Annotated in this window: 22 protein-coding genes; 9 read left to right on the top strand and 13 right to left on the bottom strand. The window is 69.2% G+C overall.

Annotation, left to right across the window (positions count from 1 at the left end):
* Positions 1-19 precede the first annotated feature (19 nt).
* Together dut and coaBC are read right to left on the bottom strand one after the other, a co-directional pair.
* Positions 20-475 carry a dUTP diphosphatase gene (dut, locus tag ABYX71_RS00110; protein WP_372693673.1) on the bottom strand — a complete coding sequence of 152 codons (456 nt, stop codon included), beginning with the start codon at positions 473-475 and terminating at the stop codon, positions 20-22.
* Complete coding sequence (coaBC, locus tag ABYX71_RS00105) at positions 462-1,661, bottom strand: bifunctional phosphopantothenoylcysteine decarboxylase/phosphopantothenate--cysteine ligase CoaBC (protein ID WP_372693671.1); 1,200 nt, start codon at positions 1,659-1,661, stop codon at positions 462-464. Before coaBC ends, dut begins: the two co-directional genes overlap by 14 nt.
* A 214-nt stretch (positions 1,662-1,875) precedes the next feature.
* On the opposite strand from coaBC, the gene radC reads away from it, so the two are divergent.
* The gene (gene radC, locus ABYX71_RS00100; RefSeq protein WP_372693669.1) at positions 1,876-2,550 is read left to right on the top strand and encodes a DNA repair protein RadC; all 675 of its coding nucleotides are present in this window, start codon (positions 1,876-1,878) and stop codon (positions 2,548-2,550) included.
* Between the two features lie 31 nt (positions 2,551-2,581).
* Here radC and ABYX71_RS00095 read toward each other — a convergent pair whose 3' ends face one another.
* A complete protein-coding gene (locus ABYX71_RS00095) occupies positions 2,582-2,989 on the bottom strand; it encodes a TIGR04211 family SH3 domain-containing protein (RefSeq protein WP_372693667.1) in 408 nt (135 codons plus the stop codon).
* A gap of 104 nt (positions 2,990-3,093) precedes the next feature.
* Here ABYX71_RS00095 and ABYX71_RS00090 point away from each other — a divergent pair, with 104 nt between their 5' ends.
* Complete coding sequence (locus ABYX71_RS00090) at positions 3,094-4,209, top strand: GNAT family N-acetyltransferase/peptidase C39 family protein (protein WP_372693665.1); 1,116 nt, start codon at positions 3,094-3,096, stop codon at positions 4,207-4,209.
* A 1-nt stretch (position 4,210) separates the two neighbouring features.
* Positions 4,211-5,689 carry a RimK family protein gene (locus ABYX71_RS00085; RefSeq protein WP_372693663.1) on the top strand — a complete coding sequence of 493 codons (1,479 nt, stop codon included), beginning with the start codon at positions 4,211-4,213 and terminating at the stop codon, positions 5,687-5,689.
* 12 nt (positions 5,690-5,701) lie between these two features.
* On the opposite strand, the gene ABYX71_RS00080 is transcribed toward ABYX71_RS00085, so the two are convergent.
* The 3 genes from ABYX71_RS00080 to ABYX71_RS00070 form a co-directional block, all read right to left on the bottom strand.
* Positions 5,702-6,478, bottom strand: a complete 777-nt coding sequence (locus tag ABYX71_RS00080; RefSeq protein ID WP_372693661.1) for an SDR family oxidoreductase — start codon at positions 6,476-6,478, stop codon at positions 5,702-5,704.
* A gap of 199 nt (positions 6,479-6,677) precedes the next feature.
* Positions 6,678-7,562, bottom strand: a complete 885-nt coding sequence (ispA, locus tag ABYX71_RS00075; protein WP_372693659.1) for a (2E,6E)-farnesyl diphosphate synthase — start codon at positions 7,560-7,562, stop codon at positions 6,678-6,680.
* Between the two features lie 9 nt (positions 7,563-7,571).
* Positions 7,572-7,838: an exodeoxyribonuclease VII small subunit gene (locus ABYX71_RS00070; protein ID WP_372693657.1), complete on the bottom strand. Its 267-nt coding sequence runs from the start codon at positions 7,836-7,838 to the stop codon at positions 7,572-7,574.
* Between the two features lie 77 nt (positions 7,839-7,915).
* Here ABYX71_RS00070 and parE point away from each other — a divergent pair, with 77 nt between their 5' ends.
* Positions 7,916-9,796, top strand: a complete 1,881-nt coding sequence (gene parE, locus ABYX71_RS00065; RefSeq protein ID WP_372693655.1) for a DNA topoisomerase IV subunit B — start codon at positions 7,916-7,918, stop codon at positions 9,794-9,796.
* Positions 9,797-9,866: 70 nt separating this feature from the next.
* Here parE and ABYX71_RS00060 read toward each other — a convergent pair whose 3' ends face one another.
* Complete coding sequence (locus ABYX71_RS00060; RefSeq protein WP_372693653.1) at positions 9,867-11,423, bottom strand: GNAT family N-acetyltransferase; 1,557 nt, start codon at positions 11,421-11,423, stop codon at positions 9,867-9,869.
* A gap of 37 nt (positions 11,424-11,460) precedes the next feature.
* Positions 11,461-12,717 carry an MFS transporter gene (locus tag ABYX71_RS00055; RefSeq protein ID WP_372693651.1) on the bottom strand — a complete coding sequence of 419 codons (1,257 nt, stop codon included), beginning with the start codon at positions 12,715-12,717 and terminating at the stop codon, positions 11,461-11,463.
* A gap of 212 nt (positions 12,718-12,929) precedes the next feature.
* On the opposite strand from ABYX71_RS00055, the gene ABYX71_RS00050 reads away from it, so the two are divergent.
* Positions 12,930-14,825 carry a PhoX family phosphatase gene (locus ABYX71_RS00050; protein ID WP_372693708.1) on the top strand — a complete coding sequence of 632 codons (1,896 nt, stop codon included), beginning with the start codon at positions 12,930-12,932 and terminating at the stop codon, positions 14,823-14,825.
* Between the two features lie 60 nt (positions 14,826-14,885).
* Here the strand turns inward: ABYX71_RS00050 and ABYX71_RS00045 are convergent, their stop codons facing one another.
* From ABYX71_RS00045 to ABYX71_RS00025, 5 genes are all read right to left on the bottom strand, one after another.
* Positions 14,886-16,025 carry a fatty acid desaturase gene (locus tag ABYX71_RS00045; RefSeq protein ID WP_372693649.1) on the bottom strand — a complete coding sequence of 380 codons (1,140 nt, stop codon included), beginning with the start codon at positions 16,023-16,025 and terminating at the stop codon, positions 14,886-14,888.
* A gap of 92 nt (positions 16,026-16,117) precedes the next feature.
* Positions 16,118-16,660, bottom strand: a complete 543-nt coding sequence (locus tag ABYX71_RS00040) for a 3-phenylpropionate/cinnamic acid dioxygenase subunit beta (protein WP_372693647.1) — start codon at positions 16,658-16,660, stop codon at positions 16,118-16,120.
* A 10-nt stretch (positions 16,661-16,670) separates the two neighbouring features.
* Positions 16,671-18,011: an aromatic ring-hydroxylating dioxygenase subunit alpha gene (locus tag ABYX71_RS00035; protein WP_372693645.1), complete on the bottom strand. Its 1,341-nt coding sequence runs from the start codon at positions 18,009-18,011 to the stop codon at positions 16,671-16,673.
* An 11-nt stretch (positions 18,012-18,022) separates the two neighbouring features.
* A complete protein-coding gene (locus ABYX71_RS00030) occupies positions 18,023-18,553 on the bottom strand; it encodes a 3-phenylpropionate/cinnamic acid dioxygenase subunit beta (RefSeq protein WP_372693643.1) in 531 nt (176 codons plus the stop codon).
* The gene (locus tag ABYX71_RS00025; protein WP_372693641.1) at positions 18,543-19,898 is read right to left on the bottom strand and encodes an aromatic ring-hydroxylating dioxygenase subunit alpha; all 1,356 of its coding nucleotides are present in this window, start codon (positions 19,896-19,898) and stop codon (positions 18,543-18,545) included. The genes ABYX71_RS00030 and ABYX71_RS00025 overlap by 11 nt, the downstream gene beginning before the upstream one ends.
* 232 nt (positions 19,899-20,130) lie before the next feature.
* Here ABYX71_RS00025 and ABYX71_RS00020 point away from each other — a divergent pair, with 232 nt between their 5' ends.
* The 4 genes from ABYX71_RS00020 to ABYX71_RS00005 all read left to right on the top strand — a co-directional run.
* Entirely contained in the window at positions 20,131-21,852 is a 1,722-nt protein-coding gene (locus ABYX71_RS00020) for a sigma 54-interacting transcriptional regulator (protein WP_372693639.1), read from the top strand.
* 376 nt (positions 21,853-22,228) lie between these two features.
* Positions 22,229-23,335 carry a protein adenylyltransferase Fic gene (gene fic, locus ABYX71_RS00015; RefSeq protein WP_372693637.1) on the top strand — a complete coding sequence of 369 codons (1,107 nt, stop codon included), beginning with the start codon at positions 22,229-22,231 and terminating at the stop codon, positions 23,333-23,335.
* A gap of 103 nt (positions 23,336-23,438) precedes the next feature.
* Entirely contained in the window at positions 23,439-24,794 is a 1,356-nt protein-coding gene (locus tag ABYX71_RS00010; RefSeq protein ID WP_372693635.1) for a M24 family metallopeptidase, read from the top strand.
* 67 nt (positions 24,795-24,861) lie between these two features.
* A partial coding sequence (locus ABYX71_RS00005; protein WP_372693634.1) for an aldolase/citrate lyase family protein occupies positions 24,862-25,070 on the top strand: 209 nt, incomplete at its 3' end.

Here is a 25,070-nt window from a genome sequence, read left to right as displayed (position 1 = left end):
CCTCATTGTCTGGGGCCGCTCAGGCGCGGCCTGTGTGTCCGAATCCCCCGCCACCGCGGGCGCTGGGGGTGAAGTCCTGCACCACCTCGAAACGCGCCTGCACCACCGGCACCAGCACCAGCTGGGCAATACGCTCGCCGGGCTCGATGGTGAATGGCGCCGCGCCGCGGTTCCAGCACGACACCATCACCTCGCCCTGGTAGTCGCTGTCGATCAGCCCGACCAGGTTGCCCAGCACGATGCCGTGCTTGTGCCCGAGTCCCGAGCGCGGCAGCAGCACGGCGGCAAGACCAGCATCTGCGATGTGTATTGCAAAACCGGTGCCGATCAGCGCCGTGTCACCCGGCGCCAGCGTCAGCGGCGCGTCCAGGCAGGCGCGCAGGTCCAGGCCGGCGGCGCCGTCGGTGGCGTACTGCGGCAGCGGCAACTCGGCGCCAAGACGCGGATCGAGAATCTTCAGCTCAACCGCGCGCATGCAGCCGCTCCGCAATTTCCGCAATCAGCGCGCGCGCCAGCGCCGCCTTGGAGGCGCGCGCCAGCTCGCGCTGCCCGCCCGGCCACAGCAGCGTGAGCGCGTTGTCGTCCGTTTCGAAGCCAAGGCCGGCGCCGACCGTGTTGGCGGCGATCAGATCAAGGCGCTTGTCGTCGAGCTTGCGCCGCGCGTAGGCGAGCACATCGTCCGTCTCGGCGGCGAAACCGACCGTGAACGGCCGGCGCTGCAGCGCGGCGACCTCGGACAGGATGTCGGGGTTGCGGATCAGCTCGACACTGAGCGCATCCCGGTCCTTCTTGATCTTGCGCCCGGCCGGTGCCGCCGGGCGGTAGTCGGCCACCGCGGCGGTGCCGACGTAGACATCCGCGGTGGCCACCGCCGACAGCACGGCATCGCGCATCTGCAGCGCCGAGCGCACGCGCTGCACCGCCACGCCGGACGGGTCGGCCAGCGCCACCGGACCGGTGACCAGCGTCACCTCGGCGCCCGCCTCGCGCGCGGCCTGGGCAATCGCGTAACCCATGCGCCCGGAGCTGCGGTTGCCGATGAACCGCACCGGGTCGATGTCCTCGAAGGTCGGCCCGGCACTGACCACCACCCGCCGTCCGGCCAGCGCGCCGGCACCGAACTGCGCCGCGCACCGCGCCACCAGTTCCAGCGGTTCGAGCATGCGCCCCTCGCCGACCTCGCCACAGGACTGGCTGCCGCTGGCCGGACCGAACACGCGCACCGCGTCGTCGACGAGCTGACGCAGGTTGCGCTGCGTGGCCGCGTTCTCCCACATGCCGGCGTTCATGGCCGGCGCGATGGCCAGCGGTGCCCGGCTCGCCCGGCAGCAGGCGGCCAGCAGGTCGTCGGCAAAGCCATGCGCCAGGCGCGCCATGAAATCGGCCGTGGCCGGGGCAATCAGGATCAGGTCCGCCCAGCGCGCCAGCTCGATGTGGCCCATGCCGGACTCCGCCTCGGCACTGAGCAGCGCCTGGTGCACCGGCCGACCGCTGACGGCCTGCAGCGTCAACGGCGTCACGAACGCCGCCGCAGCGTCGGTCAGCACCACACGCACGTCGGCGCCCGCGTCGCGCAGGCGGCGCACCAGCTCCGGTGCCTTGTAGGCGGCGATGCCACCGGTCACGCCGAGCAGGATGTGTTTGTTAGCGAGTGCGTTCATGGTTGCGGCGGCAGTTTAGCAGCGCCATTTCGCCGGCCGCTCGAAAGCGGCACCGGTCACTGCAGCCCCAGGCCCACTCGCGGTACAAGCGTCACACGCCCGGATCGACGCGGCGCCGGCGGCGCCCATCCGGCGGGCAGGCCCGCCGTGACCCGCCCTCGCGACGGGTATGTCGGCCGGCCAACCCGGCAACGCGTTCAACTGGAGATGCAGCATGGGAATCCTCGACTGGCAGCCCGACGAGCGCCCGCGCGAGCGACTGCTGGCCAGCGGCCCGGGCGCGCTGTCCGACGCCGAGCTGCTGGCCATCTGCCTGCGCACCGGCGTGCGGGGTGAATCGGCCGTCGACCTGGCGCGCAACCTGCTGGCCGAACACGGCGGCGTGCGCGGGCTGCTGACCGGCGACCGCCATGCCCTGCTCGCCCGCAAGGGCCTGGGCGCCGCCAAGTACGCGCAGCTGCTGGCGGTGGCCGAACTCGGCCGCCGCTACGCGCAGGAGGTGCTGCGCCGCGGCGAGGCGCTGACCTCGCCGCAGGCGGCGCGCGACTATCTGGCCGTGCAGCTGCGCGACCACCCGCAGGAAGTGTTCGGCTGCCTGTTCCTGGACAACCGCCACCGGGTGCTGGCATTCGAGGAACTGTTCCGCGGCACCGTCAATGCCGCCAGCGTCTACCCGCGAGAAGTGGTACGCGCGGCGCTGCGCCACAACGCGGCGGCGCTGATCCTGGCCCACAACCATCCGTCCGGCGTGGCCGAGCCCAGCGACGCCGACCTCACGCTCACCCGGCGGCTGAAAACGGCGCTGGAACTGGTCGACGTGCGGGTACTGGACCACATCGTCATCGGCGACGGCCAGCTCACGTCACTGGCCGAGCGCGGTCAGGTGTGAGGAAGCGCCGGCCGGCGGCCCTGGTGTCGACTCACAGGAAACCACCATAGCTGCGCCGACGGCGCGGACGCAGCAGCGGCAGGACCAGCCCCAGCACGACGCCACCGGCCAGCACCCCGGCGCCGGTCAGAAACCAGCGCCTGCGTTCCTCGCGCCGCAGCTGACCTGCCTCGTCACGCAGGCCGTCCACCTGCGTCTGCAGTGCCTGCACGTGCTGCTGCAGCTGCGCATTCTGTCCAACCAGCTCCGCCGCCTGCGCGGCCGCCTCCTCCAGCGCCGGCTGGCGCGCCAGCAAGGCATCGTGCTCACGCTGCAGCCGGCGCAGCTCCTGCGCCGGGTCCGGTGGCACCCTTTCCGTGCGGGTGGCTTGTGCGGCAACACACGGCAACGCAAGCGCCGCGGCCAACGCAAGCGCTGGCAGGCGTCGGATGAAACTCATAGGCAGCAGGTCTCCGGCAGGCTCGACGGCATTCTAACAACCCGCCCGAAGCATCCAACGGCACCGTACAATGCCGCCGCTTCGCCCGCAGCCGCGGCCACCGCATGATCCGCCACGCCACGCTCGACGATCTGGACGCGCTGGTCGCCATCGAGGAGCGCTGTTTCGACAGCGACCGCCTGAGCCGGCGCAGCTTTCGTCACCTGCTGACCCGCGGCCACGCCATCACCCTGGTGATCGAGCGCGACGCGCACGTGTGCGGCTACGGCATGGTGCTGTGCAACACCGGCACCTCGCTTGGCCGGCTGTACTCGTTTGCCGTCGATCCCGGGCGCCGGGGCCAGGGCCTGGCGCAGCACCTGCTGCTGGCCTGCGAGCAGGCGGCGCTGGCGCGCGACTGCGTGACCCTGCGCCTGGAAGTGCGTCCGGACAACGCCGCCGCCATCCGCCTGTACGAGCGCAACGGCTACCGCCGCTTCGGCGTGCACGAGGATTACTACGAGGACCACGCCGAGGCACTGCGCTACGAAAAATCGCTGGCGCCGCACCTGCAGCCGGACCTGGCGGTGGTGCCGTACTACCAGCAGACGCTCGACTTCACCTGTGGCCCGGCGGCGCTGCTGATGGCCATGAAGGCGCTGCAGCCACGCCTGCACCTGGACCGCAAGCTCGAACTGCGCCTGTGGCGCGAGTCGACCACCGTGTTCATGACCTCCGGCCACGGCGGCTGCGGACCGTACGGCCTGGCGCTGGCGGCCTGGCAGCGCGGCTTCGACGTGGAAGTGTTCGTCAACGACGAGGGGGCGCTGTTCGTCGACTCGGTGCGCAGCCCGGACAAGAAGGCGGTGATCACCCTGGTGCAGGAGGACTTCCTGGACCAGCTGCGCGCGCTGCCGGTGCCGCTGCATCGCGGCGCGGCCAGCCTGGACCAGCTGCAGGCGGCCTTCGCCGGCGGCGGCATCCCCATTGTGCTGATCAGCTCGTATCGCATTTACCGCGAGAAATTCCCGCACTGGGTGGTGGTCACGGGCGTCGATGACCGCTACGTCTACGTGCACGACCCATTCGTCGACGAGGAGGCGGGCAAGACCCGCATGGACTGCATGAGCATGCCGATCCTGAAGAAGGACTTCCAGCGCATGGCCCGCTACGGCAAGGCCGGGCAGCGGGCGGCGCTGGTGATCCGCCGCCGCGCGCGGCGCCGCACCGTCCGGAGCTGACATGTCGGTGCACCTGGTCGTGGTCGAACACCGCCGTGACTGGCCGGCGCATTTCCCGCCGGCCCTGGTGGTCACCGTGCAGGACTACCTGGCCACCCCCGAATACCAGAAGCTGCGCGACGTGCGCGTGCTGAACCTGTGCCGCGGCTACCGCTACCTGAGCCTGGGCTACTACTGCTCGCTGCTGGCCGAGGCCCGCCGCCACCGGGTGATTCCGGCCATGCGCGCCATCACCGACCTGTCGGCCAAGGCCATCTACAGCCTGGGCGCCGAGGACCTGGACGCGCAGGTGCACCGCTCACTGTCGCGGCGCATCGCGCGCGAGGCCGGGCGCAGCGCATTCGAGATGGACATCTACTTCGGCCGCTGCGCCGACGAGGCGCTGCAGGACCTGGCCGAGGAAATCTTCGACCTGTTCCCGTGCCCGCTGCTGCGGGTGCAGTTCGAGCACGACAGCAAGTGGCGCATCAACGCCATCCGCCCGCTGACACTGCCGGCGGTGCCGGCCGAGCGGCACGAGCTGTTCGTGGCTGCCTTCGAGACCTACGTCAGCAAGCGCTGGCGCACGCCCAAGGTGCGCGAGACGGCGCGCTACGACGTCGCCATCCTGCACGATCCGGCCGAAAAGTTGCCGCCGACCAGCGCCCGCGGCCTGCGCAAGTTCGTGCGCGCCGGCAAGAAGCTCGGCCTGTCGGTGGACCTCATCACGCGCAAGGACTACGGCCGCCTGGCCGAGTACGACGCGCTGTTCATCCGCGAGACCACCGCCATCGACCACCACACGTACCGCTTCGCCAAGCGGGCGCAGGCCGAGGGCATGGTGGTGATCGACGACCCCGACTCGATCGTCAAGTGCACCAACAAGGTCTACCTGCACGAACTGCTGTCCGCCAATCGGGTGCCGGTGCCGCGCTCACGCGTGCTGCAGAAGGGTCAGCTCGAGCACCTGCCGGCCGATGCCGTCAGCTACCCGGCGGTGGTGAAGATTCCGGACGGCTCGTTCTCGCGCGGCGTGCACAAGGCCGACAACCGCGAGCAGCTGGAGCAGTTCGCGCGCGCGCTGCTGCGCGAATCGGACCTGATCCTGTTGCAGGAATTCGTGCCGACCGAGTTCGACTGGCGCATCGGCGTGCTCAACCGCGAGCCGGTGTTCGCCTGCCAGTACTTCATGTCCAAGCACCACTGGCAGATCGTCAAGCACGGCGAGGGCGGACGCTTCACCGAGGGCGGCGCGCGCACGGTGGCGATCGACGACGCGCCGGCCATGGTGGTGAAGACCGCGCTGGCGGCCGCCAACCTGATCGGCGACGGCTTCTACGGCGTGGACCTGAAGCAGTTCGGCGAGCGGGTGGTGGTCATCGAGGTCAACGACAACCCCAACGTCGACCCCGGCGTCGAGGACGCCGTGCTGGGTGACCGCTTGTACGAACTGATTCTGGCCGACCTGGCCCGGCGCCTGGACGGTCGGCGAACACGCTGACCGGCCGGCGCGTCAGCGCAGTGTGAGCCCGCCGTCGGCGACGATGACCTGGCCGGTGATCCAGCGCGCATCGGGCGAGCACAGCAGGGCGATCACGCGGGCGATGTCGTCGGCCTCGCCGACCCGCCCGGCCGGCGTGCGACGCGCCCAGTCCTGCGCCGCTGCGGCGTAGCCCCCGGCCTCGTGCGCGTCGGCCCACAGGCGCGCCGAGTCAGTGGCGACGAAGCCCGGCACCACGCAGTTGGCGGTGATGCCCAGCGGCGCCAGTTCCGCCGCCAGGTAACGTGTCAGCGTCTCCACCGCCGCCTTGGCGGCGCCCAGCAGGCCGTGCCCCGGCAACGCACGCAGGGTGTCGAAGCCGGACACGGTGACGATGCGGGCGGCGCGCTGGTGCATCAGCGGCACGGCCGTGCGCACCAGCGTCAGCAACGACTGCACACTGGTGTCCAGGGTCATGCCCACGTGATGCGGCTGCAACTCGAGCAGGGGCTTGAAGGCCGTCGACGCCGCATTGGCAATCAGCAAATCGAGCCTGCCGAAGGCTTCACCCACCCGCTGCACGGCGCCGGCGACCGCCGGTTGATCGCGCAGATCGGCGCACACCGCCAGCGCCCGGCGTCCATGGCCGCGGACGGCCTCGCACACCGCCTCGGCGGCCTGCGCGTCGCGCCGGAAGTGCACCGCCACATCGGCCCCACGCTGCGCGAGCAACACGGCCGTGGCGCGGCCGATGCCGCGTGAGCCACCGGTCACCAGCGCCACCTGCCCCACCAATGGCTGTCCGTCCATTTCGCCCCCCTGGGGAACCGATGATTTATTCAGCGGTTCCCCAGGGGGCAGGATGCCCCGGCATGAATCGACGGCGCAAGGCGTTGATTCACGGAGCGCTGCACGGGCGTCTACCGCGCAGCGACAAGCCCAAAAATTTCCGGGACCGAATTTTTCAGCACGTCCCTGGCGCCGCATCGCCAGACAGGACGGTGCCGTGTCATTGCCGCCGCTGCAGGGCGAAGTCCGCCAGCTGGCGCAGCCGCGCGGCGGCCGCGCCCAAGGGCGCCAACGCCGCCACGGCGCGTGCATGCGCCTGCCCGGCACGGTCGCGGGCACCGTCCAGCCCCAGCAGCGCCGGATAGGTGGCCTTGCCCCGGGCGACATCGGCGCCGGCGGTCTTGCCCAGCGTGGCCGTATCGCCCTCGACGTCGAGGATGTCGTCCTGAATCTGGAAGCACAGGCCCAGCGCCTGGCCGTAATCGGTCAGCGTCGCCAGCATCGGATCATCCGCCGCCAGCACCGCCAGGGCGCCCATGCGCACCGAGGCGGCAATCAGCGCACCGGTCTTGCCGCGGTGCACGGCCTCCAGCTCGGCCACCGACAGCTGCCGGCCCTCGGCGGCGAGGTCCAGTGCCTGGCCGCCGGCCATGCCGCGCACGCCACCGGCCACGGCCAGTTCGCGCACCATGGCCACACGCGCCGCCGGCGCCAGCGCCTCCGCGGCGGCCAGCACTTCGAACGCCAGGCTCTGCAGGGCGTCACCGGCCAGGATGGCCGTGGCCTCGCCATAGACGCGGTGACAGGTGGGCTTGCCGCGGCGCAGGTCGTCATCGTCCATGGCCGGCAGGTCGTCGTGAATCAGCGAGTAGGCGTGGATCAGCTCCACCGCCACCGCCGGCGCGTCCAGCGCGTCGGGTTCGGCGCCCACCGCCTCGCCGGCGGTGTACACCAGCGCCGCGCGCAGGCGCTTGCCGCCGCCGAGCGCGGCGTAGCGCATGGCGTCGGCCAGACCCGCCACCGGCAGCCCGGCCGGCGGCAGCAGGCGATCGAGGCCCGCCTCGCTGCGCGCGCGCAGCGTGTCGAGCGCCGTGTTGAGCGACACCGCGGCGACTTACTCGGTCGGATCCAGGCCGTCCAGACGCAACTGGCCGTCCTGCTCGACCAACTGCTGGACCTTCAATTCGGCCTCGCGCAGGGCCAGCTGGCAACTGCGCGCCAGCTGCACGCCGCGCTCGAAGTCGCGCAATGAATGTTCCAGGCTCAGTTCGCCGCGCTCGAGCTGTTCGACGATGGTCTCCAGCTCCGCCAGCGCGGTCTCGAAATCCGGCGCCGGCGCCACGGCTGCGCTGGGCGCTTCGGGCTTACGCTTGCTGCTCATAGTGGCTAGCATAGCGCACCCGTCGGCCGCCTCGGCCGGTCCGTTACACCGCGCCGAGCCCGCCTGCCCACACCTGCATGAACCCGATCTACGACGCCGCTTCCATTGAGGTCCTGACGGGCCTCGAGCCGGTGCGCAAGCGCCCCGGCATGTACACCCAGACCGAGCGCCCCAATCACCTGGCGCAGGAAGTCATCGACAACGCCGTCGACGAAGCCCTGGGCGGTCATGCCCGGCGCATCACCGTGACCCTGCACGAGGACGGCTCGCTGTCGGTGCGCGACGACGGCCGCGGCATGCCGGTGGACGTGCACCCCGAGGAGGGCCTGCCGGGCGTCGAGGTGATCCTGACCCGGCTGCATGCCGGCGGCAAATTCTCGAACAAGGCCTACGGCTTCTCCGGCGGGCTGCACGGCGTCGGCGTGTCGGTGGTCAACGCGCTGTCGTCGCGCCTGACGGTGCGCGTGTGGCGTGATGGGCGCGAGTACGCCATGGAGTTCGCCGACGGCGAGAAGCGCAGCGAGCTGACCGTGCTCGGCGAGGCGCCGCGCCGGCAGACCGGCACCGAGGTGCGCTTCTGGCCGGACGCGCATTTTTTCGACACACCGACCTTCCACCTCGGACGCCTGAAACACCTGCTGCGCGCCAAGGCGGTGCTGTGCCCGGGCCTGGAAGTGAGCTTCACCGATGCCGCCGGCAGCGAGACCTGGCACTACCGCGACGGTTTGGGCGAGTACCTGGCCACCACCCTGGTGGACCTGCCGTGCCTGCCGGCGACGCCGTTCACGGCCAGCTTCGCCGCCGAGCACGAAGCCGCCGACTGGGCCGTCACCTGGCTGCCGGAAGGCGGCGAGTCGGTGACGGAAAGCTACGTCAACCTGATCCCGACCGCCCAGGGCGGCACGCACGTCAACGGCCTGCGCAGCGGCCTGACCGACGCCATTCGCGAATTCTGCGAGTTCCGCAACCTGCTGCCGCGGGGCCTGAAGCTGGCGCCCGAGGACGTGTGGGAAAACGTCGCCTACGTGCTGTCGGTGAAGCTGCGCGAGCCGCAGTTCACCGGGCAGACCAAGGAACGGCTGTCGTCACGCGAGTGCGCGGCCTTCGTCTCGGGCCTGGCCAAGGACGCCTTCAGCCTGTACCTGAACAACCACACCGAGATCGGCCAGCAGTTGGCCGAGCTGGTCATCAGCCGCGCCGCACGGCGCCTGAAGGCCGCCCGCCAGGTGGTGCGAAAGCGCGTCACGCAGGGCCCGGCACTGCCCGGCAAGCTGGCCGACTGCACGCTGCAGGACCCGGCGCGCACCGAGCTGTTCCTGGTCGAGGGCGACAGCGCCGGCGGCAGCGCCAAGCAGGCGCGCGAACGTGAATTCCAGGCGGTGATGCCGCTGCGCGGCAAGATCCTGAACACCTGGGAGGTCGAGGGCAGCGAGGTGCTCGGCTCGCAGGAGGTGCACGACATCGCCGTGGCGGTGGGCGTGGACCCGGGCTCCAGCGACCTGTCCGGGCTGCGTTACGGCAAGGTGTGCATCCTGGCCGACGCCGACTCCGACGGCGCCCACATCGCCACCCTGCTGTGCGCGCTGTTCGTGCGCCATTTCCCGGCGCTGGTGGCGGCCGGCCATGTCTATGTCGCCATGCCGCCGCTGTACCGCATCGACGTCGGCCAGAACCAGTTCTACGCGCTCGACGACACCGAGCGGCAGGGCGTGCTGGACCGCATCGCCGCCGAAAAGCTCAAGGGCAAGGTCAACGTGCTGCGCTTCAAGGGGCTGGGCGAGATGAACCCGCCGCAGCTGCGCGAGACGGTGATGGCGCCGGACACCCGGCGCCTGGTGCAGCTGACCGTCGAGGACGGCGACGAGACCGGTCCGCTGCTGGACATGCTGCTGGCCAAGAAGCGCTCCCAGGACCGCCGCCGCTGGCTCGAGGACAAGGGCAACCTGGCCGAGGTGTGAGCCGCGGCCGGGATGTCCGCCGCGCCGCGCGGCGCCTGCCCGGACAACCGCTGATCGACGCGGCGCCTGCCTAGCCCTCCCCCAGCCACTGCACCCGGTACAGGTCGCGGCGGCGGTCCAGGTAATTGCGCACCGAACCCTCGTTCTGCAGCAGCTGCAGCTTGTCCAGGTCGACGTCGACGATCAGCGTCATTTCGGTATTGGGCGTGGTCTCGGCCATGATGGCGTCGTGCGGGAAGGAGAAATCCGACGGCGAGAACACTGCCGTTTGCCCGTACTGGATATCCACGCTGTCCACCTTGGGCAGGTTGCCGATGCTGCCGGCGATGGCGACGTAGCACTCGTTCTCGATGGCCCGCGCCTGGGCGCAGCGCCGCACCCGCAGGTAGCCGTTCTTGGTGTCGGTCCAGAACGGCACGAACAGGATCTGCATCTCCTGCTCGCCGAGCAGGCGCGCCAGTTCCGGGAACTCCACGTCGTAGCAGATCAGCACGCCGATACGCCCGAAGTCGGTGTCGAACAAGGCCAGGCGGTTGCCGCCTTCCATGGCCCAGTCGCGCTTCTCGTGCGGCGTCGGGTGCAGCTTGTACTGGGCGTCGATGGAGCCGTCGCGGCGGCACAGGTAGGCCACGTTGTACAGCTCGCCGTCCTCGACCAGCGGCATCGAGCCGGCAATGATGTTGATGTTGTAACTGACCGCAAGGCGCTGGATGTCGTCGCGGATGCGGTCGGTGAACTGCGCCAGGAAACGGATCGCCTCGGCCGGGTTGCGATGCTTGGCCAGGCCCATCAGCGGCGCGTTGAAGAACTCCGGGAACAGGGCGATATCGCAGCGGTAGTCCGACAGCGCGTCGACGAAATACTCGACCTGCTCGACCAGTTCCTCGACGCTGCGCATCTCGCGCATCTGCCACTGCACGCAGCCGATGCGCGCCACCGTCTTGCGCGCGCCGAACAGCTTCGACGCCTTCGGCTCGTAGTAGATGTTGAACCACTCCAGCAGCGTGGCGTAGCCCTGGGACTCCTTGTCTTCCGGCAGGTAACCCTTGAGCACCCGCTTGACCTCGAAGTCGTTGGCCAGCTGGAAGCTCAGGATCGGGTCATACACCTCGCGCCGGCGCACCGCCTCGATGTACTCCTGCGGCGTCATGCGCTCGGCATATTCGCGGTAGTTGGGGACGCGCCCGCCGGCGATGATGGCGCGCAGGTTCAGGTTCTTGCACAGCTCCTTGCGCGCCTCGTACAGGCGCCGGCCCAGGCGCAGGTTGCGGTAGTCCGGGTCGACGAACACGTCCACGCCGTACAGCACGTCGCCGTTCGGGTCGTGCGTGGTCAGGTAGGCGTTGCCGGTGATCTCGTCGTAGGTGTGCTCGTCGCCGAACTTGTCGTAGTCGACGATCACCGAGAACGCCGCCGCCACCGGCACACCGTTGTCCTCGATGCAGATCTGCCCCTCGGGGAAGGTCTTGAGCATGGCCAGGTACTTCTTGCGCGGCCAGGCGCCACCCATGCCCGGGTAGACCCGGTCCATGATCTTCTTGATCGCCGGATAGTCGTCCGCGGAGAGGTTGCGCAGGCGCAGCTTGATGTCGGCGCCGGTCGAGACGGCGTTGGTGTCGTCGGTCATGCGGGTATTTGCCAGGTTGGGGAGTGGGTCGCTTCGTTCAGGATGCCTGCGCGCCGGGGGCGTGTTCCGCCTCCGGGCCGGTCGGTTGATCTGCCGCCACCATTTCCAGGGCGCCGGTCGAGGTGCGCACCAGCGGCACGAAGTGCGCCGGTGCATCCACGATGCGATCGACACGGCGGCGAATCTGCCACAACGCGAAGGCCGCCAACAGCACGCTGGTCAGCAGAAAATGCAGCGGCAGCGCCGCCGCCCCCAGCACGGCCATGGCGGCGCCCACCAGCAGCGGGCCCAACGCCGCGCCGGCGCCGTGCACCAGCAGCAACGCGGCGTTGCCGGCGAGGATCTGCTCGGCGTGGAGGTGGTCAATCAGATGCGCGACGGCGATCGGATACACGGAAAACGCGGCGCCGCCAAACAGAAACGCGGCCACCAGCAGCAACACCGGGTGGGCACCGGCCAGCAACAGGGCGATGGCCGCCAACGCAGCAGCGACCGCCACCCAGGCCAGGGTGCGCCGCCGGTCGCTGCCATCCGAGAAGTGGCCGATCGGCCATTGCAGGGCCATGCCGCCGACGATGGCGGTGGTCATGAAGTCGGCCACCAGCGCCGGGTCGGCGCCGAGCCGGCGCACGTACACCGCCGCCATGCCCCAGAAGCCGCCCATCGCCAGCCCGGACAGCAGCGCCGCAGCAGCCGCCACCGGCGCCGCCCGCCAGCAGGTGCGCGGCGACATGGCCCTGAACGCCGGCAGGCCCGGTGGCGCCAGACGTGTTGCCATCACCGGCATGGCCGACACGCACACGAAAATCGCCGCCAGCGCGAACAGCACGAACCCGGCCGGCGAACCGAGCGCCAGCAGCTGCTGGCCGAACGCCAGCGCGCCCAGATTGCACACCATGTACACCGCGAACACCTTGCCGCGCTGCGACGGCTCGGCCTGGCCGTTGAGCCAGCTCTCGATCGTGATGTAGAGGCCGACCAGCGCCACCCCGGTCACGACCCGCAGCGCAATCCACGACGGTGCCGTGATCAGCAGCAGGTGACCGAGCGCGCAGGCCGCGACGGCGGCGGTGAAAAACGCAAAGGCACGCACGTGGCCGATACCGGCCACCAGCCGCGGGCACAGATAGGTGCCGAGCAGGAAACCGGCGAAGTAACACGACCCGAACAGGCCCAGCGTGGTGTCATCGAACCCTTCCAGCGCGCCACGCAGCACCAGCAGCGTGTTCAGCAACCCGACACCAAGCAATAACAGCACCGTGCCGCCGAGCAGGGCGGCCACTTTCAGAAGCATCGAAACCATGAGCAAACCGAATGAAATGGACGGGTGCAACCCCGCGCAGCGACGCGGCGGCACCGTGACGGTGTCAGGACGTGGGCGCTGGAACCGGCCACCGGCAGCCGTTAACCCGGATGAAATGTCTGGCCGGTAGCGTCCTTGGCCGATTCCGCCACCCGACCGCCAGGGAGATCCCTACCGTGAATGACAACGCTTTCACCGACGACATGATTAGCAACAATTCCGCCAACCAGGCGTTTGCCGACATTTTGCAGGCGCGCGTCGAGCGCCGCCAGGTGCTCAAGGGCGGGCTTGCCGTCGCCGCCACGTCCGCACTGGCAGGCACCGGCATTCCGTTTGCCGCCAATGCCCGCCCGGGCCTGCCGTCGCCGCAGATCAACTTCACCCCGGTCGCCATCGCCGACGGCGGCGGGCCGGTGCCGGCCATCGCGCCCGAATACCAGTTCGACATCATCCTGCCCTGGGGCGACCCGCTCGAGCCGGGCGGCCCGTCCTACAGCTGGCCGCCGACCGCCGCCGATCAGGCACAACAGCTGGGCATCGGCCACGACGGCATGTGGTTCTTCCCGGTGCGCGACGCCGGCGCGGCACGCGCCGGCTGGAATGAAGCCATCGAGCGCAACCCCTGGCGCGGGCGCGCGCTGGCCTTCGGGCCGGTCAACAGCCACGGCGTGCTGTGCCTGAACCACGAGTTCGGCGGCAACGGCCATGTGCTGGGCAAGGCGGCGCCGCAGAGCCTGGACGACGTGCGCGCCTCGCAGCATGCCCACGGCGTGTCGGTGGTCGAGCTGCGCCGGTTCCCGCGTGCCGGCAGCGGCCAGTGGCAGCCGGTCAGCAGCAAGCTGGCGCGTCGCGTCCATGTCAACACGCCGGTCACCTTCAGCGGCCCGGCGGCCGGCCACGCGCTGCTGCAGACCGGCAACGGCAACGTGCCGCTGGGCACCGTCAACAACTGCTCGAACGGCTACACGCCGTGGGGCACCTACCTGACCTGCGAGGAAAACTTCCACGGCTACTTCGGCACCGAGGACGCGTCCTGGGTCCGCACCGACGCCCAGGCGCGATACGGCTTCAGCAGCGGTGGCTTCGGCTACGGCTGGCACCGCTTCGACAGGCGCTTCGACCTGGCCGACGCCGACTACCGCAACGAGGAACACCGCTTCGGCTGGGTGGTGGAGATCGACCCCTTCGACCCGACCCACACGCCGGTCAAGCGCACCGCGCTCGGGCGCCTGAAGCACGAGGGCGCCACCGTGCACGTGGACGACCACGGCCGGGTGGTGGTGTACACCGGCGACGACGAACGGTTCGAGTACATCTACAAGTTCGTGTCGGCCGAGGACTGGCGCACGATGCGCGCCCGCGGCCAGAGCCCGCTCGACCACGGCACCCTGTACGTGGCCAGGTTCAACGACGACGGCAGCGGCCAGTGGCTGGAACTGAGCATGGACGTGCCGGCCCTGGCGGCGCAATTCGCCGACCTCGGCGCGTTGCTGGTCAACGCCCGCCTGGCGGCCGACCTGGTCGGCGCCACCAAGATGGACCGCCCGGAGTGGATCACCGTCGGTGCCGACGACAAGGTGTACTGCACGCTGACCAACAACAGCCGGCGCACGGTGGCCGATGCCGCCAACCCGCTGGCGCCGAACCCGGACGGCCACATCATTCGCTGGAATGAAACGTCCGGCTTCGCGGGCACCACGTTCGCCTGGGACATCTTCCTGATTGCCGAGGACACCCACGCCGCCGACCGCGAGGACACCTTCAGCGATCCGGACGGCATCTGGGCCGATCCGGAAGGCCGCCTGTTCATCGAGACCGACGGCGGGCAGAAGAAGGGCCTGAACGATCAGCTGCTGGTGGCCAACATCTACACCGGCGAGCTGCGGCGCCTGTTCACCGGCGTCACCGACTGCGAGGTCACCGGCCTCACGGTCACGCCAGACCGCCGCACGCTGTTCGTCAACATCCAGCACCCCGGCGACGGCGACCCCAGCGCCACCAACTTTCCGCTGCTCAACGCCACCCCGGACGGCACCACCGTCCCGCGCGACGCGACGGTGGTCATCACCCGCAAGGACGGCGGCATCATCGGCTCCTGAGGCCGAAGGGTCGGTGGCGCCGTCCGCGGACGGCGCCACCGGTTGCCTGCAACCGGTCCGTCAGACGGCCTGCGGCGTGGCCGACACATCGTCGGCCGCCGCCTCACCCAGCCAATCCGGCCAGCCCGCCTTGCGGTTGGCCTCGCGCGCGATCTCCCGCTCGGCCGCATCGGCGAAGCGCAGATCCCAGTCCTTCAGGCGTGGCATGGCCACGTACTTGAACCACAGCGGCGGAATGAAGGCGCTGACGGCGCACACGAACAGATTCGGCATCTGCGGCGCGTCCGGGTGCGGCACCAGCTGGTCGAAGCGCAGGTCCGGGTCGATGTGGTGGTCGACGTGGGTGGTGATCTCGTAGCCGATGGTGCGGTCCAGCCAGCCCAGATGATTCCAGGTGTGGTGCAGCCTGGTCGCCGAACCGGGCACCCGCACCAGGCCGTAGTGCTGCAGGTAGTTGAGCGCCTCCAGGAAGAACTTGGCGATCACCTGCGCCCCCAGGGTCAGCAGGCCCGCCAGCAGACCGCCATACAGACCCACCGCCAGCGGAATCGCCACCAGCAGGGCGACCTCCCAGAACAGGAAGTTGCGCGGCGACCACAGCCCGGCACCGGTCACGTCGCGCCGCTTGCGGGCGGCGGCGAGCAGCTCGTCCACGTTGCGGCGCGTGCAGCGCCACATGAACGGATACACGGTGGTACCCCGCGGCGCGTAGTCGGCGTCGGCGTCGGTATCGAAATGGATGTGGTGCGTGTACAGGTGCGGGATGTCGCGGTGGGCGTCGGCGAAGAAGGCGCACATCACCTTGGCCAGCCCGCGCGAGAACCAGTCCTTGCGGTGCATCAGCTCGTGCGCGATCGGCACGTTCGGGACGGCATTCAGCCACACCAGCGAGCCGACGGCGCCCAGCAGCACGACCGCCTGCGCGGCCAGGCCCTCGACGCCGATGCCGGCGTGCATGCGCCAGGCAAAGGCACCGTACAGGGCCACCATCAACGCCCCGTGCAGGTACAGCGGCACGTCGGCCAGAAGCGGGTAGCGGAAACGACGCGGGCGGTGGTCACGCGGCGACACCTGGGCCACGGCGGCCAGCACGAAGAACGTGCCAAGACCGGCCAGCATCCACCAGCCGCCGGCCACGAACCCGGCGATGCCGACCAGCACCATCAGCGAACACAGGTAATAACGCAGGTAATCCATCATGGGAACAATCCTTGTAATCGAAACGGCGTACTGCCGACGGAGGCCCGCAACCGGCCGCCCGAGTCCGTCCCTGGACTGCGGACGGCGGCCGGTCACGGAAAAACGTTGAGGCTCTTGCTCAGGAAGATGTTCTGCTGGACGGTGAGCAGGCGCCGGGCGATGCGCAGCTGGCCGTCGACCCGCCGCAGCAGATCCTCGCGGTGGCAATAGAGGGTGTGTTCCTCGTCCTCGTTCATGTTGCGGTACACCACCGAGATGGAATACACGCGGTACTCGTCCGGGTTTTCGGTGTGCTCGACCTCGACGTTGTGCACCAGGTGCGCGGTGCGCGTGCGTGGATCCTCGCTCCAGCAGGTGCCGGTCTCCAGGCGCTTCAGGCGCCGGTCGATGTCGTGCCTGTCGTCGTTGTAATAGGCGCTTTCGAACACGCAGGGCGCGCGCTCGTCGCGGCGAAAGCGCTGCACGCGCGCCGGCATCCAGTAGTGGATGTCGTCGGTCAGCAGGTCCATCCAGGCGCGGTAGTCCTGGCGGTCCTTCAGGCGCGCCTCGCGGTAGTAGAACTGCTGGACTTCATTGAGCAGTTCGAGGGACGGCGGTCGGGCGGCCGCCTGGACGTCCTTGGCGATTGCGTTCATGGCGTGCTCCTCAACGCGTCGGCCGACCGGCGAAACGCGGCGTGTAGCGCTGCGGCACGTCAGCCCAGGTGCGCGCGTTCATCAGGTCGGCCCAGCGCTGGTAGAACAGGCGCTGGTTGGCGTCGTTGACCTGACCGGTGTGGATGATGCCGGGCAGCTGCGGATGCTCGACGCGACGGCTGCGGCCGCAGCCGTAGTGCAGCTTCTCGTGACGGCTGATCCAGCCGGCGTTGGTGCGGGTGTTGCCCTCCCAGTTCTCGCCGTCGTCCATCTCCAGCGTGCCGGCCGGATTGAAGGTCAAGTTGCAGGCCTTGTTGATGGCCTGCTTGACCGACTGCGGCGCGTCCTTCGGCACCACCGTCCAGATGCGCAGTTCGAGCTTGCGCGGACCGCGCGGCAGCCAGGTGCGGAAGGTGTGGATGCCCGGCAGGAAGGTCATGTTGGGAAAGATCGCCGCCGAAGCGAGCGAGCCGAAGATGCGCGAACGCAGCTCGCCCACGCGCGCCGCCATGTGCGCCTTGCGCTCGGCGTAGTAGTCCAGCACCTCCTGCGAGCCGAGAATGGCGATGTCGCCGAAGCCATCGAGCGAGAATTCCCAGCCGTGCCCGTTGACGCTGGCGTGAAAGGTGTCCTTGGGGTCATACGGCGGAAACGGCCCGCCCATCATGGCCTTGCCGCCGGAGTCGTGGTTCCAGAACGCGTGGTAGGCGTCGCCGATGAAATTCTCGACACCGAACTTCCAGTTGGCGCTGGCGTAGGACTTGATGAGACCCGGCAGGAACTCGATGCCGCCCTCGTCGTTGTCGACAAAGGCATCCAGATACCAGCGGTAGTCGCCCAGGTACTCCTCCAGCGACGGCGCCGTGGCATCGAACGTGGCGAAGATCAGGCCCTTGTAGCTTTCCACCCGGGCCTGGCGGGCGCCCCACTGGCGCTTGTCGATGTCGCCGGCGTCGTACGCTTCCTGCTCGCTCGGCAGGCCGGTCAGCTCCCCGGCGGTGTTGAAGGCCCAGCCGTGGTAGTTGCAGGTGAAGCGACGGGCGCTGCCCTCGTCGGCGAAACAGAGTTTGTTGCCGCGGTGCGGACACGCGTTGAGGTACACGTACACCTTGCCGTCGGTGTGGCGGGACACGATCACGCCGTCCTCACCCAGGTACGTGGTCAGGAAATCGCCGTTTTTCGGCAGCTGTGATTCGTGCGCCACGAACTGCCAGCAGCGGGCGAAGATGGCTTCGAGCTCGCGCTCGTAGATGGCCTGGTCCCAGAAGATGCGCCGATCGACCCACCCCTCTTCCAGGTCCATGTAGCGGGAGTAGTCCTGCGGCGGCTGCGTGGCCTCGTACGGTTTCATGGCACCTTCTCCTAGAAGAACACGTTGAGGTTGCTGTCGATGACCACCGGGTGATCGAAGCGGATGTCCCGCGCCACCAGCCGCCAGTGGCCCTGTGTGTCGCGCCAGCGGTCGGTGCGGGCGGCGGTCAGGCGCCGCTGCTGGGCGTCGATGCGGCTGCGGTGGATTTCCAGCACCGAGTGCACCACCGCCTCGCCGTCGCCATCGGCGCGGTAGATCTCGACGTTGCTGACGATGCGCCGCACCGCGTTGCGCGGGTCCTCGGCCCACACCAGGCCCGACTCCAGGCGCTGCACGCGCAGCGTCAGGCGGCCCTTGTCGTCGTCGAACACGTAGCCCGGCCCCTCGGCCAGCGCCGCGCTGCGGTCGGCGCGAAAGCGCCGCGACGCGAGCGGCAGGCGGTAGCGCACGTCGTCGGCCAGCAGGGCCAGCCAGTCGGCGTAGCGCTCCTGGTCCAGCAGGCGCGCCTCGCGGTACAGCGCCTGCGTCAATGCCAGGTGCTGCGCGATGGGCAGCATGTCGAGGCCTTCGTCAGCCGACATGAGCCACCTCCTGGTCGCCGGAAAGCGGGTTCAGGTTGTACTCCGGCACCGCGCGCCAGTCGGCGGCCGCCATGTGCTCCTGCCAGCGGCGGTAGAAGTAACGCTGGTTGTGCTCGCTGACCACGCCGACGGCGATGTCGCCGGGCAGGCCCGGGCGGCTGCCGCTGCGGCCCTGCGCCATGTTGGTGTGCACGTCCATCTGGCGCGTGCGCCAGCCACGCGACTGCTCGGTGCAGGCGGCCAGGTTGTCGCCGTCGTCGTTGTCGAACAGGCCGGCGGGGCCAAAGGTCAGCAGCTGGTTGTCCAGGATGCGCTGCTTGATGGCCTCCGGCATGGCCTGCTCGGCCATGGCCCAGGTCCACTGCTCGATGCGTCCCGGCCCCTTGGGGTGGTACACGCGAAACCAGTTCAGACCCGGCAGGAACTGCAGGTTCGGGAAGATGGTGAAGTTCAGCTGCGAGCCCCACAGACGCTCGCCGCGCATGCGGCCGAGGCGCTCGATCACCGTCGGCCGGTTGCTCTCCAGCCAGTGCATGATGTCGCCGTTGTCCGGATAGAAGCTGTAGCCGGACACCCCGTCCAGCGTCGCCAGCAGCGAGTGGCCGTTCAGGCCGGCGATCGACAGCCCGCCTTCCAGGTCGACGCTGGCGTTGCCCACCGTGAAGCCCGAGAAGTCCATGCTCTGCACGGCCTTCATGGCGCCGGCGTGGGCCCAGCCCAGGTGGTAGCCGTCGCCGCACACGTTCTCGACCGGCAGCTTCCAGTTGGTGGGGATTTCCACCTTCTGCGCCTCGCCCAGCAGCACACTGCCGCCGGGCAGGGCGTCCAGCCAGACGTCCAGATACCACTTCATGTCGCCCAGGTAATCGGACAGGCTCGGCGCGTTCCGGTCGAAGCAGCCGAACACCAGGCCCTTGTAGGACTCGACCCGCTCGACCCCGACCAGCCCGAAGCGGGACTTGTCCAGCGCGTTGAAGTAGGCGTCCTTCTCCAGCGGCACGTTCACCAGCGCGCCGTCGGTGCCGAAGGCCCAGCCGTGGTAGTTGCAGGCAAACGCCCGGGCGTTGCCACGATCGGCCCGGCACAGGCGGTTGCCGCGGTGGGTGCAGGTGTTCAGGAAGGCCTTGATCGAACCGTCGTGCTGGCGCACCACCAGCACGTCGTCCTCACCCATGAAGGTGCGCACGAAGTCGCCCGGCTTGGGGATCTGTGATTCATGCACCAGGAACAGCCAGCAGCGGCCGAAGATGCGCTCGAGTTCCTGCTCGTAGACAGCGGGATCGGCATAGATCTGGCGGCGTTGCGCGCTGCCTGCGCCTGTCACGAAACCGGCGTAGTTGGTCATCCCTGACTCCTCCTGCGAAAAAACCGAGCCGCCGCGTCAAAGGCCGCAGTTCGATCATCAACTGGCGAAAGTGTCATTGCACCCGCCATGCCAAGCCGCCTAAATGAAACACAACCGCTCGTTTAATAAGGCTTTTATTCTTTTTCCGTTTCGCAAAATCCGTTCGCGCGGAATGACGTACACGTCACTTTGAACCATAATCCATCGACCATCAGTGACCCTGGCGTCGAACATGCCCAAAGCGAAACCCGCCCCCAACCTGCCCGACATCCGTGACCTGGCCGAGCAGGTGCGCTTCACGCCGGACACCGGCCGCATCTGGGTGCGCGACCAGCGTGGGGTGCTGCTGACCGCCAGCGTCTACGGCGCGCTGCGGCGCGAGCTGATCGACCGCCTGGGGCCGGCCGTGGCGCGCGAACTGCTCTCGCGCATCGGCTACGCCGAGGGTGGACGCGACGCCGACACCGCCCGGCGCCTGCGCCCGAACGTGAGCTACTTCGACGCCTTCGCCGTCGGCCCGCAGGTACACGCCCTGGCCGGCTTCGGCTGGTCGGAGGTGGTGCACCTGCACGCCGACCCGGAAAGCGGCGCCTTCGCCGGTGAATTCCTGGTGCATGACTCGCTGGAAGCGACCACCCACCTCGACGCCTACGGCACCAGCCCGGAACCGGTGTGCTGGATGCAAAGCGGCTACGCCAGCGGCTTCGCCAGCGCCTTCGCCGGCCGGCCGATCCTGATGCGCGAGGTGGAATGCCGCGGCATGGGCGACGAGGCCTGCCGCCTGATCGGCAAGCCGCTCGACGACTGGCTCACCCAGGCGCCGGACACCCGCTATTACCAGCCGGAAGCGTCGGTGAACCGCTTCGCCGATCTCGACGCCGAGGACGACAACGGCGTGGTCGGCATCTCCGCCGGCTTCGGTGCCGCCATGCACCTGCTGCGCAAGGCCGCCGACAGCCGCGCCACGCTGCTGTTCGTCGGTGAGACCGGTGTCGGCAAGGAAGTGTTCGCCCGTCTCGGGCACCGCATGAGCCGCCGCCACGACGGGCCGTTCATCGCCGTCAACTGCGCGGCGCTGCCGGAAACGCTGATCGAGACCGAGCTGTTCGGCGTGGTCAAGGGCGCCTACACCGGCGCCAGCAAGTCACGCGCCGGCCGGTTCGAGCGCGCCGACGGCGGCACGCTGTTCCTGGACGAGGTCACCAGCCTCAGCCTGGCCGCCCAGGGCAAGCTGCTGCGGGTTCTCCAGGAACGCGAGATCGAGCGTGTGGGTGACAACCAGACCCGCCGCGTCGACGTGCGCGTCATGGCGGCCTGCAACGAGGACCTGCGCCAGGCGGTGGACGCCGGGCGCTTTCGCGAGGACCTGTACTTCCGGCTCACCACCTTCCCGGTGCCGATTCCGCCACTGCGCGAACGGCGCGACGACATCCCGCTGCTGATGGCCTACCTGCTGCGCCGCTTCTGCGCCGTGCACGGCAAGAGCGTGCCGGGCTTCACCGCCCGCGCGGTGGAGGCGCTGTTCGCCTACGACTTCCCCGGCAACATCCGCGAACTGGAGAACCTCATCGAACGGGCCGTGCTGCTGGCCGGCGACGGCGAGGCCATCGACCTGCCCCAGCTGGCCCTGCGCGGCGGCACTCCCCGGCAGCCGGCCTTCGCGCTGGACACCAGCGGTCGTCTCAGCGACGACGGCGCCAGCCTGCGCGAGCAGGCAGCGGCACTGCTGGCCGCCCCTGCCAACGGCCCGCGCTTCGACGCCATCGAGCATGCCCTGCTGGAACAGGCAGTGGCCGACGCCGACGGCAACCTGGCGGCGGCAGCGCGCACCCTGGGCCTCACCCGCCGGCAGGTGCAGCTGCGCCTGGACAGGTACCGTCGTGCCGGCACGGACGCCCCCGCCCGCCCGGGCGGGCGCGGAACCAAAAAAACGGCGACCGGCCCGGGCGCCTGATCCGCCGCGATACGTCGCCGGGTGCCGGCAACGCGCTGCAGGCGGTAGCGGCCGGGACGGTCCTGGCAGCCTGCCGCAACGGCACCGCGGCGGCCATGTTTCATGGCAAATAATTTTCCATGCCATTGATTAACAATTATATTTTTTTATAGCTGTTATTAAATTTCCTGCCTGGGGTTCCAAAGCCCAACCAAGCTTCGTAAGCCCGGTTGGGCGTGCGTCTGGACCAGGACTGCGCGGTCGCGCACGTGTCGTCGCCAACGACACACACCCCATTACGTGTCGCAGAATTCGAAAACTCGCGACACGTCCTGTTGACCTGTCGTCGGCCGCGACATAAAGTCGCGACGTGTCGCAAAAACTCGAAAATTGCACCATGACCGCCTGGCGCCCGGACCAACCCCACAACGACCTGCCACCCCTGCCGCCGGGCGTGGAGGTGGAAACGCGGCCCGTGCTCAAGCAGTGCATCGCCGCGCGGGCGGCGCTGGCGGAGCTGAAGCAGGCGGCGGAGCTGATCCCGAACCAGGGCGTGCTGATCAACGCCCTGCCGCGGCTGGAGGCGCAGGCGAGTTCCGAAATCGAGAACATCGTCACCACCACCGACCGCCTGTTCCAGTACCAGCACGCCGATGCACAGGCCGACCCCGCCACGCGCGAGGCGCTGCGCTACAGCAGCGCCCTGATGGAGGCGTTCGGTGCGCTCAAACACACGCCCCTCAACACCCGGACCGCCGAGCAGGTGTGCACGCGCATCAAGGACGTGCAGATGCAGGTGCGGCGGGTGCCGGGCACGGCGCTGGCGAATGCCCGCACCGGCGAGGTGATCTACACACCGCCGGTCGGCGAGGACCTGCTGCGCACCCAGCTCGCCAACTGGGAACGCTACCTGCACGAGGCGCGCGATACCGACCCGCTGATCCGCATGGCGGTCGGCCATTACCAGTTCGAGGCCATCCACCCGTTCACCGACGGCAACGGCCGCACCGGCCGGGTGCTGAACAGCCTGTTCCTGATCCAGGAGCAGCTGCTGACGCTGCCGATCCTGTACCTCAGCCGCTACATCGTCCGAAACAGGGCCGATTACTACCGCCTGCTGCTCGACGTGACCCGTGAGCAGGCCTGGGAGCCGTGGCTGCTGTACATGCTGCGCGGCATTGAAGACACCGCCCGCTGGACCACGGCCAAGATCGCAGCCATCCGCGACCTGTCGGCACTGACCGTCGACCACGTGCGCCGGGCGGCACCGAAAATCTACAGCCGCGAGCTGGTCGACCTGATTTTCGACCTGCCGTACTGCCGTATCCAGAACCTCGTGGAGCGCGACATCGCCGCCCGCCAGGCCGCCTCGCGCTACCTCAAGCAGCTGGCAGACATCGGCGTGCTGCGGGAAACGACGCTGGGGCGCGAAAAACTCTTCATCCATCCCAGGCTGATGCAGCTGCTCACGCACGACGACAACACGGTCGCGCCTTACGCGTAATCGAAGCCGACTCTCCTGTGCCGCACAGGGGCCGGCGGCCGCCCCCATCCCGCACTGAGGGCGTAAAGTTCCTCCGCCAACCCGGCACACAGGAGGAGCCGCCATGCAAGGACGCCATTTCATCAACACCCCGCGCGCGGTCGAAAAGCTCAGCGCCGCCGGCTGCGACGCGCTGGTCGGCGCGGACGCCCGCAACGTGCTGTACCTGTCCGGCGTGCGCACCTTCGACACACAGTGGGCGCTGCCGGAGCCGGGCACGGCGGTGATCGTGCCGGTGCGCGACACCGAAGACCGCAGCACGCTGTGCATCGGCGCGCACTACATCCCGTACCTGTTGCAGGAGCCCACCTGGGTGCCGCGTGTGCGCTGCTACGACTGGTTCGGCTACCACACCTACGTGCTCTCGCAGCCGGACCCCGGCACCGCGCACAGCCCGCTGCGCACGGACGTGCAGGCGTTCATCGCCGACCACCACATCGACGAGATCGCCAACGACATCGTCGAGGTCACCGCCAACGCGCTGACCGAGCTCGGCCTCGACAAGGCACGCGTGGCCTTCGACGACCTGCGCCTGGCCTCCCACGTGCAGCGCCGCCTGCCGGAACTGACCGTGATCGACGGCCACGACCTTCTGACCGACATCCAGAAGGTGTCCACGCCGGACGAGATCGCGCTCATGCAGGAAGGCGCCAGCATCAACCAGCGGGCGCTGGAGCAGGTGATCGACGCCGCCCGCCCCGGCGTGCGCTGGGAGGAACTGGCCCACATCTACCGCGTGGCGCTGGCCGAGCGCGGCGCCGTGCCGACCACCGACAAGGGCCTGATGTGGGGCAGCCACTACAAGGGCGAGCACATCGTGGACAGCTTTTATCTCCCGCGCAGCGACTTTGCGCTGGAGGCCGGCCGCGCCTACATCTTCGAGACCTACAGCGTCTACAAGGGCTACACCTGCGACGGCTCGCGCACCCTCTACCTCGGCGACCCGCCGGCCGAGTACCGCAAGATCGTCGACGCCGTGATGCACTGCTACGAGGCCATCGAAACGCACCTTCGGCCCAACCAGGACAGCGGCCTGGTCTACCAGACGGTGATGGAAATCATGGGCAGCGCCGGCATCCCGACGCCGCAGAAAACCACCACCGCCACGCACGGCGTCGGCCTGCAGCCGGTCGGCTGGTACGTGCCGTACCCGGCCTTCACCAAGATTCCGCAAAGCTACATGCTCGAGGGCGGGCAGGTGATGGGCATGGACGTGCTCTATTACGGCCACGCCGTGCACCCGTTCCACTTCGAGAACCAGCTGCTGATCACCGCCGACGGCCCGCGCAGCTTTTTCACCCGGCCGCAGGTGCTGCCCAAGGGCCTGCTGGTACGCGACGGCGAGCGCCTGTCGAACTACTGCCCACCGGTGACGCTCAAGCAGGAACAGGGCATCGACCTGGCCAATCTGCGACTGTAGACGCGGGCTGGCGGCAGGGCAGCGTGCGGTAATCTGCCGGCCCGCTGCGCTGCCCTGGGATCTGCCGATGCCGCAAACCCCTGGCTGGCTGATCCGCTCGGCGCTGTTCGTGCCGGGCGCCGACGAACGCAAGCTCGCCCGCGCCACCACGGCCGGCGCCGACGCGCTGATCTACGACCTGGAAGACGCCGTCGCCGCCGAGCACAAGGCGGAAGCCCGCGAGCGCGTGTGCGCGGTGCTGGTCGGCCCCGGCCCCGCGCTGCGGCTGGTGCGCGT

The organism is Immundisolibacter sp., assembly GCF_041625615.1.
GTDB lineage: Bacteria > Pseudomonadota > Gammaproteobacteria > Immundisolibacterales > Immundisolibacteraceae > Immundisolibacter.
The sequence above is the reverse complement of the archived record's forward strand: the minus strand, read 5'-3'. Positions and strand labels throughout refer to the sequence as shown.